At 38.6% G+C, this 19,766-nt stretch carries 16 protein-coding genes and 1 other RNA gene; 3 read left to right on the forward strand and 14 right to left on the reverse strand.

From position 1 onward, the window contains the following. Positions 1-109 precede the first annotated feature (109 nt). On the forward strand, positions 110-1,798 hold the full coding sequence (locus PT287_RS03855; protein WP_277132748.1) for an NFACT RNA binding domain-containing protein: 1,689 nt from the start codon (positions 110-112) through the stop codon (positions 1,796-1,798). A 51-nt stretch (positions 1,799-1,849) separates the two neighbouring features. On the opposite strand, the gene PT287_RS03860 is transcribed toward PT287_RS03855, so the two are convergent. The 11 genes from PT287_RS03860 to PT287_RS03910 all read right to left on the reverse strand — a co-directional run bounded on the left by PT287_RS03860 (position 1,850) and on the right by PT287_RS03910 (position 13,575). After that, positions 1,850-5,026 (reverse strand): carbamoyl phosphate synthase large subunit, encoded by a 3,177-nt coding sequence (locus PT287_RS03860; protein ID WP_277132750.1) that lies wholly within the window; start codon positions 5,024-5,026, stop codon positions 1,850-1,852. Between the two features lie 3 nt (positions 5,027-5,029). Further along, positions 5,030-6,085: a carbamoyl phosphate synthase small subunit gene (locus PT287_RS03865; RefSeq protein ID WP_277132752.1), complete on the reverse strand. Its 1,056-nt coding sequence runs from the start codon at positions 6,083-6,085 to the stop codon at positions 5,030-5,032. Between the two features lie 4 nt (positions 6,086-6,089). After that, positions 6,090-6,998 (reverse strand): RluA family pseudouridine synthase, encoded by a 909-nt coding sequence (locus PT287_RS03870; RefSeq protein ID WP_277132755.1) that lies wholly within the window; start codon positions 6,996-6,998, stop codon positions 6,090-6,092. After that, positions 6,991-7,455 carry a signal peptidase II gene (gene lspA / locus PT287_RS03875; protein ID WP_277132757.1) on the reverse strand — a complete coding sequence of 155 codons (465 nt, stop codon included), beginning with the start codon at positions 7,453-7,455 and terminating at the stop codon, positions 6,991-6,993. The genes PT287_RS03870 and lspA overlap by 8 nt, the downstream gene beginning before the upstream one ends. A 9-nt stretch (positions 7,456-7,464) precedes the next feature. After that, positions 7,465-9,141: a formate--tetrahydrofolate ligase gene (locus PT287_RS03880; protein ID WP_277132759.1), complete on the reverse strand. Its 1,677-nt coding sequence runs from the start codon at positions 9,139-9,141 to the stop codon at positions 7,465-7,467. A gap of 189 nt (positions 9,142-9,330) precedes the next feature. Further along, a complete protein-coding gene (locus PT287_RS03885; RefSeq protein WP_277132761.1) occupies positions 9,331-9,666 on the reverse strand; it encodes an acyltransferase in 336 nt (111 codons plus the stop codon). A gap of 10 nt (positions 9,667-9,676) precedes the next feature. Beyond that, positions 9,677-10,909: a metallophosphoesterase gene (locus PT287_RS03890; protein WP_277132762.1), complete on the reverse strand. Its 1,233-nt coding sequence runs from the start codon at positions 10,907-10,909 to the stop codon at positions 9,677-9,679. Further along, positions 10,906-12,030 carry a class I SAM-dependent RNA methyltransferase gene (locus PT287_RS03895; protein ID WP_277132765.1) on the reverse strand — a complete coding sequence of 375 codons (1,125 nt, stop codon included), beginning with the start codon at positions 12,028-12,030 and terminating at the stop codon, positions 10,906-10,908. The genes PT287_RS03890 and PT287_RS03895 overlap by 4 nt, the downstream gene beginning before the upstream one ends. A gap of 68 nt (positions 12,031-12,098) precedes the next feature. Beyond that, positions 12,099-12,456, reverse strand: an RNA gene (rnpB, locus tag PT287_RS03900) — RNase P RNA component class B. 29 nt (positions 12,457-12,485) lie between these two features. Continuing rightward, a complete protein-coding gene (locus tag PT287_RS03905; protein ID WP_277132767.1) occupies positions 12,486-12,914 on the reverse strand; it encodes a DivIVA domain-containing protein in 429 nt (142 codons plus the stop codon). 91 nt (positions 12,915-13,005) lie between these two features. Beyond that, positions 13,006-13,575 (reverse strand): DUF1273 domain-containing protein, encoded by a 570-nt coding sequence (locus PT287_RS03910; RefSeq protein ID WP_277132769.1) that lies wholly within the window; start codon positions 13,573-13,575, stop codon positions 13,006-13,008. A 69-nt stretch (positions 13,576-13,644) separates the two neighbouring features. On the opposite strand from PT287_RS03910, the gene recU reads away from it, so the two are divergent. Then, positions 13,645-14,280, forward strand: a complete 636-nt coding sequence (gene recU, locus PT287_RS03915) for a Holliday junction resolvase RecU (RefSeq protein ID WP_277132770.1) — start codon at positions 13,645-13,647, stop codon at positions 14,278-14,280. Beyond that, positions 14,267-16,591, forward strand: coding sequence for a transglycosylase domain-containing protein (locus PT287_RS03920; protein WP_277132771.1), 2,325 nt, complete (start codon positions 14,267-14,269; stop codon positions 16,589-16,591). The genes recU and PT287_RS03920 overlap by 14 nt, the downstream gene beginning before the upstream one ends. A gap of 47 nt (positions 16,592-16,638) precedes the next feature. On the opposite strand, the gene PT287_RS03925 is transcribed toward PT287_RS03920, so the two are convergent. The 3 genes from PT287_RS03925 to PT287_RS03935 all read right to left on the reverse strand — a co-directional run bounded on the left by PT287_RS03925 (position 16,639) and on the right by PT287_RS03935 (position 19,737). Next, positions 16,639-18,183 (reverse strand): ATP-binding cassette domain-containing protein, encoded by a 1,545-nt coding sequence (locus tag PT287_RS03925; RefSeq protein WP_277132772.1) that lies wholly within the window; start codon positions 18,181-18,183, stop codon positions 16,639-16,641. A 289-nt stretch (positions 18,184-18,472) separates the two neighbouring features. Further along, a complete protein-coding gene (nth, locus tag PT287_RS03930) occupies positions 18,473-19,096 on the reverse strand; it encodes an endonuclease III (RefSeq protein ID WP_277132774.1) in 624 nt (207 codons plus the stop codon). Further along, entirely contained in the window at positions 19,096-19,737 is a 642-nt protein-coding gene (locus tag PT287_RS03935; protein WP_277132776.1) for a DnaD domain protein, read from the reverse strand. Before PT287_RS03935 ends, nth begins: the two co-directional genes overlap by 1 nt. Between the last annotated feature and the right edge of the window lie 29 nt (positions 19,738-19,766).

Below are 19,766 nucleotides of genomic sequence, written 5' to 3' on the forward strand. Positions count from 1 at the left end.
TTGTTAATATATTGCTATTGTACGCTATTTTAAGAAATTTGGTATCACGATACTTATACTTATTGCTAAATAATTGGTATAATAGAGTTCGTATTTTGAGGTGATCTTTATGGCATTTGACGGCTTATTTATTCATAGCCTATTAAACAGTGTGGCTCCAGCTCTTGTTGGTGGCCGTTTATCAAAAATTTACCAGCCCTTTAACCAAGACTTAATTTTAACTTTTAGAAAAGAACGCAAAAATCAACAATTATTGATTTCTGCAAATGCACAATATCCGCGGTTTTATTTAACTAAACAAGCAATTAACAATCCGGATAAGGCGCCTACTTTTGTAATGGTTCTGCGTAAATATCTTGAAGGTTCGGTTTTACAGTCTGTTAATCAGGTTGGAGTTGATCGAATTATTAATTTTTGCTTTAGTAATCGCAACGAGCTCGGTGATCAGGTACAACTTGTTTTATCGGTTGAATTAATGGGTCGCCATAGTAACGTGATTTTATATGACCAAACAAGCGGTCATATAATTGATTTATTGAAGCGGATTAATCCTGATGAAAACCGGGCCCGAATTCTATTGCCTAAGGCAAAATATGAATTGCCACCCCTTAATCCGGGTTTAAATGGCTTTGAGCTAACAGAAAGTGACTTTAACCAGGAAATGGCTGGTTGCGAGCCAGCGACTTTTGCTAAAAAAGTTGGTGGGTTAGACCGAGATGATCGAGATGAATTGACCGGCTATTTGGAAGATGATAATTCTTACTCAACTTTTCAAATTTTTATGCAGCAATTTAATAAGTCTGGCGCGTTTGTTTTAAAAACGCCTAATAATAAGCGTAAAATCTTTCCTTATCTGCCCTATCACCTAGATTTAGTCCAAAAAAGTACAGATTCGGACTTGAACCATGCTCTTGATGAATTTTATCAATATCAGGCTAATCGTGATTGGGTTAAGCAAAAAGCAAGTCAAGTTGAGCGCGTTGTTAAAAATGAACAAAAAAAGTTAAGTAACAAAATTGTCAAACTTAATAAGCAGCTTAATCAGGCAGAAAATTCCGAGGGCTATCGCATTCGGGGCGAAATTTTAAATGCAAATTTGAGGCAAGTTAAACCAGGGATGACCAAGATTTCTTTGCCAAATTATTATGATAATAACCAGCCAATTGAGATTAAACTTGATGCTGCATTGTCCCCAGCGCGTAATGGTCAGAAGTATTTTACCCGTTATAAAAAGCTGCGGGATTCGATTAAGCATGTCAAGCAGCAAATTGACATCGCCCAGAATAATTTGACCTACTTTGATTCCATTCAAACAGCGATTGATAACGCTGAACCACAAGATATTGACCAAATCACTGATGAATTAATCAGCCAAGGTTATATTCGCCGGCCGCAGAAGCAAAAACGCCGAAAAAAAATAACAGAACATAATTTAAATAAGTTTAAGCTAACCTCTGGTAAAACAGTACTAGTTGGTAAAAATAATTACCAAAATGACTGGTTAACTCTTAAAAAGGCAAACAAAACTGATTTTTGGTTCCATGTTAAGAATATCCCTGGTTCACATGTTATTTTGCAAGATGACCATCCTACCGATGCCGATATTGCAGAAACTGCTGAAATTGCAGCCTACTTTTCTAAAGCTAAAGACTCAGCACATGTACAAGTAGATTATGTCCAAGATAAGCGCGTTAAGAAGCCAAACGGTGCTAAGCCTGGATTTGTTATTTATACCGGACAGAACTCGATTGAAGTTACCCCAGAAAAAGACCGTGTTTTAAGTAAACGAATAGATTAAAAAAACCGAGAATGCATTGCATTCTCGGTTTTGCGTTAGCTAATCAAATTTCTAAATTGGTTGCGTGGTTAGTGATAGCGATTCTAACACCTGCAAGATTAGTTCCGTAGTTTCTATACTAGATAAAACAGGAATATGTATGTTTAAAGCCTCATCTCTGATTCTTATTGCGTCACCACTTGCTGTATCTGAAAGATTAGTAACATTAACCACCATCACAATTTTATGCTGGTGAATTTTTTCTAATAAGTTATTCGGATCCGAATGAACTTTGCTTACCACACCAGTTGTAATCCCAGCTTCAGCGAAAGAATTAGCAGTACCTTCGGTAGCCACAATCTTAAAGCCTAACCGGTTAAAGCGTTGTGCTAGCTCCGTCATTTTTTTCTTGTCCTCATCACGAACAGAGATAAAAAGTGTACCAAAGCTTGGAATATGTAATCCACTGGCTTCATAACCCTTATAGAGAGCTTTAGCCAATTCTGTATCGCGGCCCATTACCGAGCCAGATGACTTCATTTTGGAATCAAAAGTATTGCCACTATTGTAGTCAACGTATGAAAAGACAGGCATCTTAACATGAATAAAGTTATTTGAATGCCATAAACCCTTTTTACAGTCTAAGTCAGCTAAATTCTTTCCAGTTAACACTGCTGTTGCGTATGATGTAATATCTTTACCCAATGATTGCGATAAAAAGGCAACGTTGTGCCCAGCATACGGCTTAATCTGTAACAGATAAATACTCTTATCGACAATTAAAAAGTGAAGCGTGAAGATACCCCGCATCTTTAACCGTTTAATTAATTCGGTCGCATATTCAACCAGCAATTTTTTGCCCGTTTTAGACAAATTTTGTGGTTTAAAGACCGCAATTGAATCCGAAGCGTGTGAACCTGACTGCTCTAAGTGCTCAATAATTCCCGGAATAGTAACATCTTTCCCATCAGAAATTGCCGTAATCTCATACTTGTTGCCTTCAATGAAGTGCGACAAAGTTACTTTCGATAGCTGAGTTTCCAAAATATATTTCTCTAATGCTGGCTGATCATAAACAACGGCCGATTTTTGCTTAACCCCTTGGTTATTGAAACCACCGATTAAAATTGGAAAATGGTGCTCTTGAATAAATGTTTTTGCTTCTTTAGCGTCAGTAGTCGTCAAAAGAGGATTTTGCTTAAGTGATTTCATTGGTGTTGTCAGCAGCTGCTTAATCTTGTCAACAGGATTCTCGCTATGATTACCTAAAACATTTAGACCACATTGTACAAGCTTATCTCCTAAAGCATTGATCTTTTTACCAGAAAACTGGAGTAAAATATTTTTGATGTTTTCCTTGCGTGTTACCTGAACAATATTTTCAACCGTTACTGGTTCAAAATAGATGCGATCAGTATATTTATAACTAGTGGCTACGGACTCGTCATTATTGGAAATTAAGATAGTGACATAATTATTATTATGTAAAGTTTGCACCGCATGACTAATCATGTAGTCAAACTCGCTGGTAACTGACACTTGTGATGGCAACATACCAATCACAAGTACCTTATTGTTGGCCATAAGTGGCTCGACTTCATCCTGAACGCCAAAAGCACTGTAATAAGCAGAAACATTGGGCCGATAAACACCTGATGAACCATCAATCTGCAAATAGGACGGTGACAAATGGATTTTTTTGAGATGCTTTTGCAAGGCATCAAGACTAGTTCCAATTAAATTTGCAATTAATTCATCACGAAAACCGCGCTTTTTGGCCTCGAGAAGTAGTTCATCACCTGGCTTGTCTTCGGTTAATTTTTGTCCAATCCTGACAATGTTTTGCAATTTCTGAAAGTAAACGGGATGCAGCTGTAACAGCTGTTGTAATTCTTGATAAGAAAATCCTTTAGCAATAGCTGCAAGCAACTTAATTAGATGCATTTCGTCAGGATGAAGTAAGTCTTGCTTAATTTCTTCCTTGTCTTTTTCTGCTTCTGTGACAAATAATTGCACGGCCGTATTGAGATTAATTGTTGAAGCAAGACCCTTTAAAAATGCCGTTTCAAAATTGCGCCCAATACCAATGGCTTCCCCGCCTGATTGCATTCTTTTACCCAAGGAATAGTAGTTTGCTCCCAATTGCGTTAATGACCAATACGGCATGCGCACAGCGACCTTATCTTGCGTTGGCTCAATTGCAGCGTTTAGCCCAGACATGGGGTCTGTAATCTCATTAAGGCGATAGCCAATCGCGATTTTGCTAACGATATAGCCAACACTGTAAAGTCCAATCCGTTGTGTCCAAATCGCGCTTCTAGTTAATCGTGGTTTAATAGTTAAAATTTTGACATCAAACTTAGTTCCCTGATGTTTAACAGCAAAATGAATATTCAAAATACCAACTATTTTTAAGCTAGCTGCAATTTTTTGAGCAATCTGCCTAATGCGTTGCACTTGGTCATTATTCAGGGTCAATGCCGGCATCACCATCGCGGAATCCCCAGCATTAATTGCAACCGGCTCAATCGAATCCGCAAAACTGGTAAATAGCACATTGCCATCACCATCGCGGATAATATTGACAATGACTTCTTCCCATGAAGACAAGTCTTCAATTAAGCGGTAGTCATCGCAGGAAAAGCCTTCACATTGCCGTTCCTTTTTAATGTAATCAACTAAATCTTGAGTTTTATGAAAGATAGTCTGTTTGTTGGGCAAATAACGCTCTTTTTTAACTAGTAAAACAGGAAAAGTAACTTTTGTGTCTAATTCATGCGCCAAATTTTCAATGGTAAAATCAGATAGCTTCCAATTTTGATTGACAATTAGACCGTTTTGCTTAAGAAAAGCAGTCATTTTCTGTTGAGAATTAATCATCAATGTTTCTTTATTTAGCGTAAGCAGCTTAATGCCCATTTGCTGCAAAATACCATCATTGACTAAATCCATCGTTACTGACAAACCCGTGGTTGAGCCGTATGCAGGAATAATTGCATCGGGTTCTTCCATACGAATGATCCGCTTTAAAAAGTCTAAGGTCATTGGTTCAAGATAAACAGTTACTCCTGGTCTTTTATCAGTTGAAATTGTTGCTGGATTAGGATTTACAAGGACCACATGAATGTCTTCTTCTAAAAGTGCTCTGATTGCATCAGAGGTTAGTAAGTCGGTTTCTGCAACACTACCTACCAATGTTGGTCCTGACCCAAAGATTAAAATCTTATCTAAATCATTTTCTAAAGGCATACTCTACCCCATCATCTTTACAAAATCATCAAAAATAGATAATGCATCAAGACTTCCCGGTGCGCCTTCAGCGTTGAAGGCCGTACCAATTATCTTTTTCTGCGTATTACAAAAGCCCGCCAGTAAATAACTGTGCAGGTCAAAGTATTCCTGTTCCATTTCCATTTGTACGCTATCAGCCAAGACTAATTGCGAGATGTTCATCGCTGTTTGCCAAATGTGATTGCAATTTTGTTCAATTACCGGATAATTAGTGCCATTAAATTCCTCAGGCAAGTCAACTAATTCGAAATTAAGGTAGTCACTAAGAGCTAAAAAGCCTAGACCAATGCCCCAGATAGGATACTTTCCACAAAAATGGGTAAACATTGGCTCCAAAGTAGCTTTAACTTCAGCGGCCTTACCTGGTCCTCCCGAGATAATAATGCCATCCGGTCGTAAATTCTTGATGTCGGCTGCAGAAGCATCAAGAGGTAAAACGGTTGCGTTAATTTTTCTTAATGATAATTCTCGCAGCATTGAGTGCTTGAGGCCGAGGTCTAAGACAGCAACGGTTTTGCCAACATTTGGTGCTGCATAAGCGTTTTTAGTTGAAACCGCAGCCGATTTGTTTTTAGGCAAGACAAGCGCCCTGATTTGGTCAAAAGCATGCTCGTCACTTGTGTCCATAATTGACGCCTTAATGGTCTTTTCTGCAATCAATAAGTGTACTAAAGCTCGTGTATCAACGCCATATAATGCTGGAATTTTCTTTTCTTTTAAAAAAGAATTTAAATCTTGAAAATTTTCGCTATCAGAGATATTTCGAGCAACATCGTTGGCGATAATTCCCTTAACAGTCGGAGTAATGCTTTCGTAATCAATCGCATTAATTCCGTTGCCCCCAATCATTGGCGCAGTAAAAACAAGTATTTTGCCAGCATTGGTTGGATCAGTTAATGCTTCTTGATAGCCATAATTACTGGTTTGAATTGCTAATTCACCGGTTGAAATAATAGAGGCACCAAAGCCTTCACCTTCAAACGAGCTGCCATCCTCAAGAATTAAATATCGTTTCATGTAATCACTTAGTTTCTCTTAATTCAGCTAGCCGCTGCAAAAAGATTTGCGGTGGCTCTATCTGAAACTCAAGCCACTTGCCACTAGATGGTTGTGAAAAGCCCAAAACTTGAGCATGTAAAAATTGCCCATGACCTTGTAAGGTATGATGTGGTCCGTATAAGGGGTCGCCTGCAACGGGATGACCAATATAAGATAGATGGACACGAATTTGGTGTGTTCGACCAGTCTCTAATTGACAACGAATTAAACTGTAATCTTTAAATTGTTCAAGCACTGTAAAATGCGTGACAGCATCTTTGCCATTTTCAACAACGGCCATCTTTTTGCGATTGTAATGATTGCGGCCAATTGGTGCATCAATCACACCGCTCTTTTCACTAAAATTACCGTGAACAATTGCTAAATACTGCCTTTTATTAGTCTTATGAGCTAGCTGGTCTTCTAAGCTTTCTCGCGCATGAGCATTTTTGGCAATCATTAATAAGCCTGATGTATCTTTATCAATGCGATGAACAATTCCTGGGCGAAAACCTTCAGGACTGGCAGCCAAATCTTTTGTATGGTATAAAAGCGCATTAACTAAAGTATGATCAGGATGTCCTGCTGCTGGATGAACGACCATTCCTTGCGGCTTATTAACGACAATGACATCTTCATCTTCATAAACAATATCCAGCGGAATATTTTCTGGCGTAACTGCTAACGGTTTTAGAGCCGGAACTGTTACCTCGATTTGGTCACCAGGTTGTACCTTGTAAGAAACTTTTTCGAGCTTTTTATTGACGAGTATTTGTTTGTCTTGAATCAATTCTTTGATACGAGTACGCGATAAGGTCGCAATTTTGGCAGCAATAAACTTGTCGAGCCGTCCTTGTTCAGTCTTAACTTCAAGCTGATAGTTTTCAGTCATTCACGTTACCACTTTCATCAAAAAACAACAGATAAATAAACACCAAAATAATGCCAACAGTGATTGCGGAATCGGCAATATTAAAGATATTGAAATGCATAAAATCTAATTGCAGCATGTCAATTACGTATTTGAGGTGAATGCGGTCAACTAAATTACCGATAATTCCCCCTAACACAAGAGCTAAGCCCCAATCAAATAGCATGTTCTTGTATTTGGGCTTAAACAGATAAAACAGGCAAACACCAATTGCAAAAACGCTAATCAGGTAGAAGAGCCACATTTGCCCAGTCAGAATATTCCAAGCAGCACCATTATTTTGGACATAAGTAAATGACAAAATATGCGGCACGACTTGATGAACTTCTCCTAGAGCATAATTGTTGCTGATAAATGACTTAAGTCCTTGGTCTGCAAGGACAACCACTAAAGAAATAATTAAATATAAAAATTGCATAAATAAGTTTTAGAATAAACCACTGATTTTACCATTATTGTCGACATCAATATCAAGTGCTGCTGGATGCTTAGGTAATCCCGGCATATCTAAAACATGGCCGGTAGTAATTACGATAAAGCCAGCACCGTTTCTTAAACTTGCACCCTTAACGTGCAAAGTGAAATCAGTTGGTGCCCCCAGTAATTTTGCGTTATCAGTAAATGAATATTGTGTTTTGGCAATGATAACAGGCAGTTTATCTTTTCCAATCTTTTCTAATTCTTGAATATCACGCTCAGCCTTTTCGCTGTAGTCAACGCTTGTTGCGTGATAAATATTTTTGGCAACTTTAGCAATTTTGGTTTTGACGTCATCCATTGCTTGATAAGTTGGTGTCAAGCTGGACTTACCAGAATTAGCTAAATCAACGACAGCCTGAGCAGCCTCAATACCACCCTTTGAACCTTGCTCATGATAGTCAACAACCTTGGCGTCAATTCCCTGCTCGTTAACTAACTGAATTAGCAAATCGAGTTCTGCTTGTGTGTCAGTTGCAAAACGATTAATTAGGACGATTACAGGAACATCATAATTGCGCATATTATTCATATGGCGTTCTAGATTCTTAAAGCCGCTGCGTAAAGCAGAGAGATTTTCCTGATCTAGATTATCGGTTGAACCTTCAGCCTGATATTTTAATGCCCGCACCGTTGCAACAACAACACTAGCGTCAGGCTTTTTATCAAGTTTAGTAGATACAAAGTCCATAAACTTTTGGCCGCCGAGATCGCTACCAAAACCAGCTTCTGTTAAAGTATAATCACTTAAATGAAGGGCAAGATTGGTTGCAATAACGGAGTTGGCACCGTGTGCAATGTTAGCAAATGGCCCACCGTGCACTAATGCAGGTGTGTATTCAATTGTTTGTACTAAATTTGGCTTTAGTGCATTAGAAAGAAGTGCAGCAATTGCCCCTTGAAAGCCAAGTTGTTTAACGTAAACTGGTTCATTAGTAGTTGTATAACCAACCAGCATGGCACCAATTCGTTTCTTCAAATCGTTAATGTCTGTTGCCAAGCACAAAATTGCCATTAATTCGTTAGCAACGGTGATCGCAAAACTTGACTTGTGCTCAATTCCGTTGAATTTAGAACCTTGTCCAACCGTTACTTGCCTTAAGCTACGGTCATTAACATCAATTCCGCGCTTCAAGAAAATTTTGTCAGGGTCAAGATGAAGGTCATTTTGCTGGTAAATATAATTGTCAACAAGTGCTGCTAAAGTATCAATTGCAGCGGTTAATGCGTGCATATCACCTGTAAAGTGCAGATTAATATCTTCCATTGGAATAATCTGGGCTTGACCACCACCAGTGGCACCACCTTTAAGACCAAAAACAGGTCCCATTGAAGGCTCACGCAATGCAATTACAGTTTTTTGATGTAATTGGTTGTTAATCGCGTCACCAAGTCCAATTGTCATTGTTGACTTACCTTCACCAGCTGGTGTTGGTGAAATTGAGGTTACCAAAATCAGCTTACCTAAGTGATCGTTAGCCTGAACTCTCTTAATTGCTTGCCAATTAATTTTGGCCTTGTCATAACCATAAGGTTCAAGGTCAGCCTTAGTTAAGCCTACCTTAGCTGCGATTTCATTAATTGGTAAAATTTGTGCTTCTTGTGCAATTTGAATATCTGTTTTCAATTAGCATTCTTCTTTCTGTCTTTAAATTAAGTTGTCATTTTATCGTCTTGCCTTTTCATATTAGAATTTAGGTCCCACCTTCGTTAAAATCAACTTCTATTATAGCAAATTTTAAAAGTATTTTCTTATATACAGGCTAAATCGTAATTACAAAAAAGCAGCCAACATTTTTAGTTGACTGCTTTTAATCTAATCTTTCGCAATTCGTAATAGATAATATTTTTCTAAATCGGCAACGGTGATTACGTAAACATTCAAACGTCGCCATTGCCAGAACATTTCTGGCTGGTTGCTGTTTTTTACTTTAGCCCTGAATGGCAATTTAAAGTACTGCTCACTCCAGTAAGAAGTTAAAAAGGTATAAATGAGCAAGATTAAAAAAACTAGACCGAGAATGATTGCTGGCCAGTTTGTAATGTGTGTGCCCTCATAAGCGATGATCAAGCTAAGAAATAGAACAACAAATACCCAGCTGAAATAGACTAGCCCTACACGGCCAAGAATAATAAAGTGTTTTTTATTCATTTAACTACTCCTAATTATATCTAACTGTTGCTGCTAAATTACTGTGTTGCGATGTATCCTGCAATGTTTTCATATAATTACGGAATTTAGGATGCATTGCTTCAAGTGTTTTGTAAGCAATCGAATCATGCATTTCATCGAGCTTTTCCTGGCTAATATGATTGTGACCAGTAAAATAATTAAAATTCATGTTGAGAAACAAGTCATTTGCCTCTCTAATTAATGGTGATTGTTCATCAAGCAGTGAATTGTTGGTTGCAGATTGACTACTTAAATTGCGCAACTGAATATCTTTTAAATATTGGTGAAAATGGGTCAAGCGATAATTTTGTCGCTCTAGATTCGTCAAATACGGTACCATGTCAAATGTTTTTCTTTGATAAGTAACTTGCTCAGGACTAACTTTAACAACACCATAAGCTTGGTCATAAGAACAAAAGCTAGAGGTCACAACCTCAGTCGTTGGTGTTTTGCCAACTGGGCCAACAATATTCTGTGCGTGAATATGACCGGAAAAAGCCATTTTAACGTCGTATTCTTGGCATAATTGCCGTAAAATTGGCGCATTATTTAAAACAAAACCGCGATTAACTTCTGGATTATGAACGTAGAGTGTATGGTGCATAAATAGCAGTGGCCGTAAATGATGTTGGCGTGCGACAATCAATTGCTTTTCAAGCCAGACAAATTGATCATTACTAATCTGCCCTTCAGTATTCGGAGAACTGAAGTTTTCTTGAGTTTCATAGATGTTGGAATCCAGCATTAACAAAAGATATTGCGGATTTAACTGCACGCTATATGCTAGAGAACGTGGGTCTTGACTTAAACTGCAATCATAGGTTGATTTAAAAACCTGTCGCCAAGCCTGGGGGCTAATTTGCGGAGTTAAGTTTTGCTTAGCAGCTTTAAAACTGCGGGCCCAGCCATCATAAATATCGTGATTACCAGGCAAAACCAGTAATTTTGTTTCAGTCAAACTACTAAAAATCTCTTGAAATTTTTGTACGGAAATCAGTTCGCCATTAAAAGTAACATCGCCAGTTACAACAATTGCTGCGGGCTTCTTTTCTTGTGCCATCTTACAAAAGGCACTTAAGGCAACTTCTTGGTACACTAGGTCTTTACCCTGACTGGTATTTTGCATTCGTGCAAAAGCTGAGCCATCATCGTGAAGACTGTCCGCAATTAAATGCGTATCTGTAATTACCCAAAATTCAGCATTTAACTTATCTGTAATCATTTTCTATTTGCCCAATATTGGTAAAAGTCAACACGCAAGTTACCGTTAAATAATTTACGCTTTTTAGTTGACCTTTGACCGAAACATTTTTCAAAATCAGGGTCACCAACCAAGTAATATTGACTAAAGCTGTCATATTTACGGAAGACTTCACCCATTTGCTTATATAATGCTTCAGCAGATTCCTTATCTTTTAATCGTTTACCGTATGGTGGGTTAGCAATAATGACGCCATTTTCTAGGTCTGTCGCAAAATCCTTAACCGCTACCTGCTTAAAGTTAATATCCTGCAGTACGCCAGCATTATGAGCATTCAACTTAGCAATTTCCAAAATTGACTGGTCAATATCACTGGCCCAGATTGGCTGCTCTAGTGGTCGAACTTGAGATTTAGCTTCTTCTAGTGCTGCTTCGTGCAAACTAGCATCAAACCAGTCGAAGCCGTCAAAAGCAAATTTGCGCCAAGTACCAGGAGCAATGTTTCTGGCAATTAACGCTGCCTCAATTGCCAAAGTTCCTGAACCAGTCATGGGATCAATTAATGGGTGTGTACCATCATAAGGGGTCAACTTGATTAGGCTGGCCGCAAAATTTTCTTTTAACGGTGCGCCACCGTGTTCGATGCGATAGCCACGCTTAAACAAACTCGCGCCAGTTGTATCAAGAGAAACTCGCGCTGTATCTTTATAAATGTGAATGTCTAGCGGATATTCGTTGCCACTTTCTGGTAAAAAGCCACGACGGTGATACTGGTCAGACATTTTATTGACAATGGCCTTTTTAACAATCGATTGAATGCCCGGCTCAGAATGCAGCTTTGACCTAACGGAACGGCCTTGAACTGGAAACTTGGCATCGATTGGCAATAAGTCTGCCCAGTCAAAATCGTAGACTTGGTTATACAGCGTGTCAAAGTCAGTAGCCTTGAACTCTTTTAGCAAAATTTTAACGCGGTCTGCGGTTCGCAGCCACAGGTTAGTCTTAACGATATCTGCTTGATTACCCTTAAAGAAAACCCGGCCATTTTCTGTTTTGGTTTCATAACCAAGTGATTGTAATTCTTTGGCGACGACACTTTCAAAGCCCGCGCCCATTGTTGTGTAAAGTTGGTATTGTTTCATAATGATCCTTTTCATTTCTTAAAAAAAGCGTTGAGCCCTTTGAAAAGCTCAACGCTGCCAGTGCAAATTTTTATAAGCCACGTTCTGTTCCAGTAATTTTGGCAAAATTACCTTCAGCAGCCATCTATCTTTACTATAAAGTAATCCAACCTTTAGTTCAATTTCTTAGGTTGAGACGCCCCCACCAAATTTGGGTTGCACGCTCGCAGGGTTTACCTCGTTCCACCAGCAGCGTTTCCACTGCTGCTTCGTCACTGTGGCACTTTTCAGGATAGTCATGCATATCAAAGACTTAGCACTTTTTCCGCCGTAATTAAAAATTCTTTAGCTTATTGGGCTAAATACGAACACTACAAGCATCGCAGCTTGTGCGTGCGTGGACTTTCCTCAGCTCGGCACAAAGCCAAACCGCGACCGCTCAAAATTCACACTAAAAAAGATTATACCAAAAGAAATTACTTTTGTAACCCATAAACTCGTCTTTCCAAGTTATAGACCTTGCGCTCAAGGGCGGAAATGCGTTGAATTATTGCCATATTAGTCGAATTTTCGGTTTCTTGCTCGCTATCATTATCTACAAAAGAATTAAATGTGCTAGCTTGACTGCTCGGAGTATAAGTCCGGACAGTATCAGTTGGCACAGTACGCCGTGATTGCTGATTTTTTAGCGTTTTTTCTTTTTTCTGGTCAGTGATTAATTTTCCTTGCAAATCGCCGATTTGACCATAGAGGTCCTCGATAATTTGTTCAAAAGTATCATAATCAGCAATTACCTTATCTAAGAAGGCATCGACTTCGTCTGGGTCAATGCCCTTGACCTTAGTTCTAAATTGTTTTTTTAAAATATCCTCAGTGGATAATTGAATATCATTTAAATCTGGCATAGTAATGACAACTCCTTTATCATACCCTCTTATTTTAGCAAAAAGAGTACCAGCTTAACACCGTAAATTTAACTTTAAGAAATATTTTCGGTTATTCTGACAGCTTTTTATCCTCAAGACTTTCCTGATATTCTTCCGCAGCATCTTGTAAATCATAAAAATCAATTAATTCTAGGGGATAATCCTTGGTTTCTTGGTATTTTTTGATTAAATTATAATCAAATTTTGGCTTACCCGGATTTTCGGGATCATAAATCATTAATGCTTGATCCGTATGTGTCAACATAAAGTCTTGATAATTCCGCAGCTGCACCGGACTTTGGTAAGCATTGCTTGAAGTTGAAGCGTAAAAATCAACTTGATTCTTTAAATTGATAAATTTCCCTTGGTTGGCCTCATTCCAGCGGCCTGCAAATTCCTCGTACGGCGTGATTATTGAAATGCGCAAAGGATAACGTTCACGTAATTTGATTGCCACCTCACTGGCCCACTGTTCAACTCCTAAGTTAGCGCCGGTAATTACCCAATCAAGTTGCCCATCTTCTAAACGGGCTGTCATATGTTTTTCTAAAACCAACTTGATGATCTTTATTTTAGGATCTTTATCACCAAAAGTATTTAATTCGTAATTTCTATAACCAGTAACCCACAGTCGTTGCATAGTGAAAGAGATGGCTCCTTGTTCAAAATTTTTTTCTTTATTGCTATAATGCTAGCAGGAGTGAGATTGATGGTCAAATATCCAAGCGGTAGTTTAGCCGCATTTCGTAAATCAACTAAAGAGCCCAAAATCCGCAAAAACTTTGAACACCGCAAGAATGTCAGTTTTTCTGGACGCGGGATGACTTTGGAACAAATGATTAACGAGTCAAATAAATATTATCGTTTAAAGGAGATTGCCGTTGTGCATAAAAAGCCAACGCCAGTACAGATTGTCAAGGTTGATTATCCCAAACGCTCTCGAGCTGTAATCCGCGAAGCATACTTTCGCCAAGAGTCGACAACGGACTATAATGGGGTATATCAAGGTTATTATTTAGACTTTGAAGCCAAAGAAACCAAAAACAAGACTAATTTCCCGCTAAAAAACTTTCATGAACACCAAATTGTGCATTTGGAAGAATGTCTAAAGCAGCAAGGAATTTGCTTTACCATCATTGGTTTTACAAGCTTAAAGCGGTACTTTGTTACCCCGGCTAGTTTCATCATTAAAGCATGGTGGACCAAGGATAAGAGCTCGGTAACTTTACCTGAGGTAGAAAAATGGTCGGTTGAAATTAACAGCGGTTTTCAGCCTACGCTGCCCTATTTAATCGCTGTTGACCGTTTTATTACAGATAGGAATATGAGTAATGGCAAACAATAAATCTAGTTCAAATAATCAGCGCCAGTCACGCCGAGAATATCGACAAAAGCAGCCTAAACCCTTGTGGTGGCGCATAATTAAGTGGTGCCTTCTAGCTGCCCTGCTATTAATTGTTTCGGGAATTGGTCTTTTTGCATATTATGCAAAGGATGCGCCCAATATCAGTCAAGCCCAGCTTGAAAGCGGCGGCTCATCCGGCTTTTACACTACTAATGGTAAGTTTCTTTTATCATTAGGTTCAGAAAAGCGGATCTATGTTAAGGACAGTCCTAAATTACAGCTGCTTAAGGATGCGGTGGTTTCTGTTGAGGATAAACGCTTCTATAAAGATAAGTTAGGTATTGACCCAATTAGAATCGCTGGTTCAATGTTGACTAACGCTCAAAGCAAAGGGATTGCTGCTGGTGGGTCAACAATTACCCAACAGCTAGTTAAGTTAACGGTCTTTTCAACAGATGCTTCGCAAAGGACATTGCGACGTAAGGCTCAAGAAGCATGGCTGGCAATGCGCGTTCAGCGCGAATATACGCATGATGAAATTCTGGAATTTTACATTAATAAGGTTTACATGAATTACGGTAATTATGGCATTGGTACTGCTGCTAATTATTATTATGGTAAGAGTATTAGCAAGCTGGACCTGGCACAAACGGCCTTACTTGCTGGGATGCCCAACAGACCAACCGCTTATAATCCGTATACCTACCCTAAATATGCTAAATATCGCCGAAACATCGTTTTAAATGCAATGCTTGATAATAAGAAAATCACGCAAGCGCAATACGATAAGGCAAGTAAAGAAAGCATTAAAAAAGGTCTAAAGCATCATAGTCAAAAAGCACAAACCAAATTACGCCAGATTGATGATCCTTACATTAAAGAAGCAATTGGTGAGGTGCAAGACAAGGGTTTTGATCCTTATCGTGATAACCTCAAAATTACGGTGAATATCGACCAAAAGGCCCAAAATAAGCTTTATGAGCTTGCTAATAATGGTCTAGTACCTTTTACTAATGATCAAATGCAGGTTGGCGCCACAGTTGTTGATCCAAGCAACGGTCACATTGTTGCTATTCTAGGTGGACGGCACTTGCCTTCTGTTCAGCTCGGGCTTGATCGTGCTGTTCAGACCAGTCGTTCAACTGGGTCTTCAATTAAGCCAGTGCTTGATTATGGTCCAGCAATTCAATATTTAAACTGGTCGACGGCCAAAATGCTTGATGACAGTAAATACTATTACCCTGGCACGAATGTGCAACTTTATGACTGGGATAACAAGTACGATGGCATGATGACCATGCGTCATGCATTGGAGCAGTCCCGTAATGTTCCTGCTGTTAAGACTTTGAAGCAAGTTGGTGTTCCTAAAGCTGCTGCTTTTGCGAAAAAGCTGGGAGTCAACGTTCCAAAATCTTCAGGATTGTCGGTAGCGATTGGAGCTAATGCTTCAAGTATGCAAATGGCCGGTGCCTTTAGTGCTTTTGCAGCAATGGGTGTTTATCATAAACCACAATTTGTTTCTAAAATCGAAACTCCAGATGGTCTAACCCGCAATTATGATTCTGCTGGTGTTCAGGTAATGAGTAAGTCAACGGCGTACATGATTACTGATATGCTTAAGGGTGTCATTAAAAATGGTTCGGGTACTAGTGCCAAAATTGCTGGCTTGCACCAAGCTGGTAAAACTGGTTCTGTTAAATATTCAGACCAAGATTTGGCTCGCTACCCCGGCTATGCATCAACGCCTAAAGATTCTTGGTTTGTTGGTTACACACAAAGTTATGTCATGGGTGTTTGGACAGGCTATGACAATCTAAAAGATGGAACTATTTCTGGTATTGGTCAACAATCTGCTCAGCTGCTGTATAAGAGCATGATGTCATATCTGATGCAGAATAAGCCCAATGTTGATTGGCAAAAGCCAAGCTCAGTTATTCGAGCTAGAATTGCTAAAAATTCTAATCCTCCTGAAGTTTCTTCAAGTGGTCAATGGCAATTATTCGTTCGTGGTCATGCTCCTAGCGGAATTGTTGACGACAGTAGCAATTACGATGAGGATGATGAGCAAGCTGATACCAACAGCTTTAGTCCAACAACTAACACGCAGCAAAACCATGCGACCAAGCAGCATAAGAAGCAAAACGGCTCAACTGCACAGTCGCACGACAGTCAGCATCATACAAATACCCATCAAAATAATCAAAGCAATCATCAACCTGAAAATCATGAGCCAAGTTCTAATGGTTCCTCGTCGTCAAGTTCAACGAATGAAGAAGCACCAGCTGAAAATGATTCAGGTATTAATCCATAAAGTTTAATAACACCAAAAAAGGCCTTCACGTTGTGAAGACCTTTTGCTTATCTAATTAACTTTTGTAATTGCTGTGTAATTTCCTTGATTTGTGCCAAAGTTGCCGTAGGATCGGCAATCATTTGATCACGTTTGAATTTAAGCAGCGCAATTTTTTCTTGCTTCTGATTACTATTTGATTGCAGATAAGCCCCATTAAGCAGTAGACCATCTTTGATTTGCCAGTTAGGCAAATTCAGATCGGTAATAAATTTTTGGTCATGTGACACGACAATCAAAGCAAACGGATAATTTTTTATAAAATCTGTTAGAGCTGTAATTGAGCTAATGTCTAAAAAATTAGTTGGTTCATCAAGTAGCAGTAAATTATGCCGCCCTAACAATACCTGAGCTAAATTAAAGCAGACCAATTGACCCCCGCTCAATTTTGTAATTGGCTGATTAAATGCCACTTGTAAATGCAAATCACCTAAAAGCTGCATTGTTGTGCTACGAGCAAAAATTGATCCTTGTAAAATTTGGTGCAAGACAGTTTCCTGTGATAGCGAAGCTGTTAAGTCCTGATTAAAATAACCAGTGCTTAATTGCTTGTTATAAAATCCAGTTAGGTGCTGACCTGCTAATTGTTTCAAAAAGACAGACTTACCACTACCATTAGGTCCAGTTAGGACAATTTTACTATTAGCTTGCAGCCGTAATTCGTGAGTAATCTTAAACAGTTCTTGATTTTGCCAAGAAACATTTTGCGGTTTAATGCTTATTAGATTAGCTTTGGCTGGTAAATTTAATTTACTCAAATCAGCAGTAATATTTTTAAGTGTAATTGGCTGTTGCTTATAAGGATGCTTACCTGCTGCGGCTTCTGCCGCAATTTTTTTGGTTAAAATTCGACTTTGCCGCAATAATTTTCGTTCTGTCCCAGTGGCATCACCACGTGATTTCCAATCTGATGTGGAAATTCCTGCTTTACGTTTGCGAGCAGTATGACCTTGATTTTGTTTATTCTGGTACTCTTTTTGCAGTCGCTTGCGTTTTAATTCATGTTGGTGCACTTGAACTTCATGGCTTTCTTTTTCGCGAGCTGAATGCTGTTCGTAGGCTGCAAAATTGCCGCTAAAGGCAGTAATTTGCTGGTTCTTTAACTCCCAAGTATGATTGGTAACGACATTCAGTAATTGCCGATCGTGACTAATGACAAGCAAGGGACAAGTTAGGCTTTGCAACTTAGTAATTAGCCATTTTTGTTCAGCTTCATCTAAATTTGAAGTTGGTTCGTCAAGCAGCAGCATACTATTTGGTTGCCCTTTTAATTGGTGAAAAGCCGCTTCTAGTGCTGCCTTTTCTTTTTCACCGCCACTGCAATCAGTTTGCGGCAATAATTGCGGGACATATACCAGTGAGCAATTTTTAATAATTTTACCATGAGCTGTTTCTGGCATTTGCACAATTGCTCGCATTAAAGTCGTTTTACCAGCACCATTTTCACCGATTAAACCAACTTTTTCATTTGTACTAATTTTTAAATGTGGGATTACGAATAGCTTTGTCCCCTGATGATTAATTGTTAGATTAATAATTTTAATAAATTCCATAACTATCACACCTACAATTCAGTATTAATTGATTTAGCCATGGAATTTGCTCTAACAAAAGTTTTTTAAATAAAAATTGCTCTTGTTAGGCAATCTCCATCGCTTGTTTACTAGTTAATTGGATTCTCATTGTCATCACTTCCTTGTAAATAAATTTGCTCTTCAGCATAACAATATTTTTAATAATTTTATCATGATTAGATGAAAGAAAAAAGACCTAGTCAAAACTAGATCTCTTAATGTTGATTGAATTATCATAATACTATCTTTTAGTGCACATAACGACAATTTATTTCAAGTAAGTATACGGATCGTCTTTATCGCGGGCTGTCATGGAATAACGGCCAAACAAAATCATTGCGTGGTGCGTGTGAATCCATTCTTCAGGCGGTAAAATTTCTTCCAATCTTTTTTCAATTTCCAGTGGTTTTGCATCTTGAGCTACGATGTGGAATCGCTTGGAAATGCGTGAGACATGAGTGTCAACGGCGATTGCTGGAATGCCAAAGCCATCGGCTAAGACAACGTTAGCAGTCTTTACACCAACTCCTGGTAAAGTAACAAGCGTTTTTTTATCCCCTGGAATTTGGCAGTCATATTTTTCAACTAAAATTTGGGCGGTTTCTTTGAGGTGCTTGGCCTTAGAATGATACAAGCCAATTTTAGAGATATGATCTTCAATATCCGCAATTGTTGCCTGTGCCAGCTCAACTGGTGTGGGATAATCAGCGATGAACTGGGGCATTACGCGGTTCACCATCTTATCTGTTGTTTGCGCACTCATTAAAACTGCGCAGAGTAAGTGGAAGTTGCTGTCCCAGATGAGTTCGCTTTTAGCGTCAGGATACATTTTATTAATTGTACGTAATACTTTGCGTGCTTCTTCAGTGCTTAATAATTTTTCGTGTGCCATTAGCGATTCCTTTGTAAAAATTTCTGAACTTGAGAGACGGTTTTGAGATTATGTCTTTGCCAGTTTAACAAAATACGGTCAACATATTTTAGACTATATGCTTGTGATAAAACTGCTTCTCGCAAAGCCAGTTTTATGATTTCCGGGTCATAGTGATCGACATTCAGCCAAGCCGAAATCTCTTCGCGCTCAATTGGACTTAAATAACGACCAAACTCAATTTCAAATTGTCGTGCAAGTGTGTTAAGTGGATTATTATCTAAGCTATCACTGACCCTTTCCGTTTGGTCTTGGTGGCTCTTAATCATTACATTGGTACTTAAAAAGTGGTCCAACTTTTGATAAAGTGCATCTAAATTATAAAAATTGCCAATGCGGCCTTGTTTGTCAGTTAATTGGTCAATGCTTAAATAGTTTTGGTCAATTAATTGCTGGATAATACTGGCTACCTCACCGGTTGAAAGATTGGTATTAGCAGCAATTTGCTCATTTGTTGGGAAGTTTTCTCCTCTTTGTGCAAAGGCCTCTAATTGAATGATTAAAATTAATTCAGCATCACTAATTTTAAGCTGCGGATAATAGGCAATTAGACCATTAGGTAAAGTAGTAAAACCTAATTTGCGAAAATCATTGTAGTGCAATTAAATTCTCCCCTCTAAAAAAGTTGAAC

This window comes from Lactobacillus sp. ESL0679, assembly GCF_029433515.1.
Classification (GTDB): domain Bacteria; phylum Bacillota; class Bacilli; order Lactobacillales; family Lactobacillaceae; genus Lactobacillus.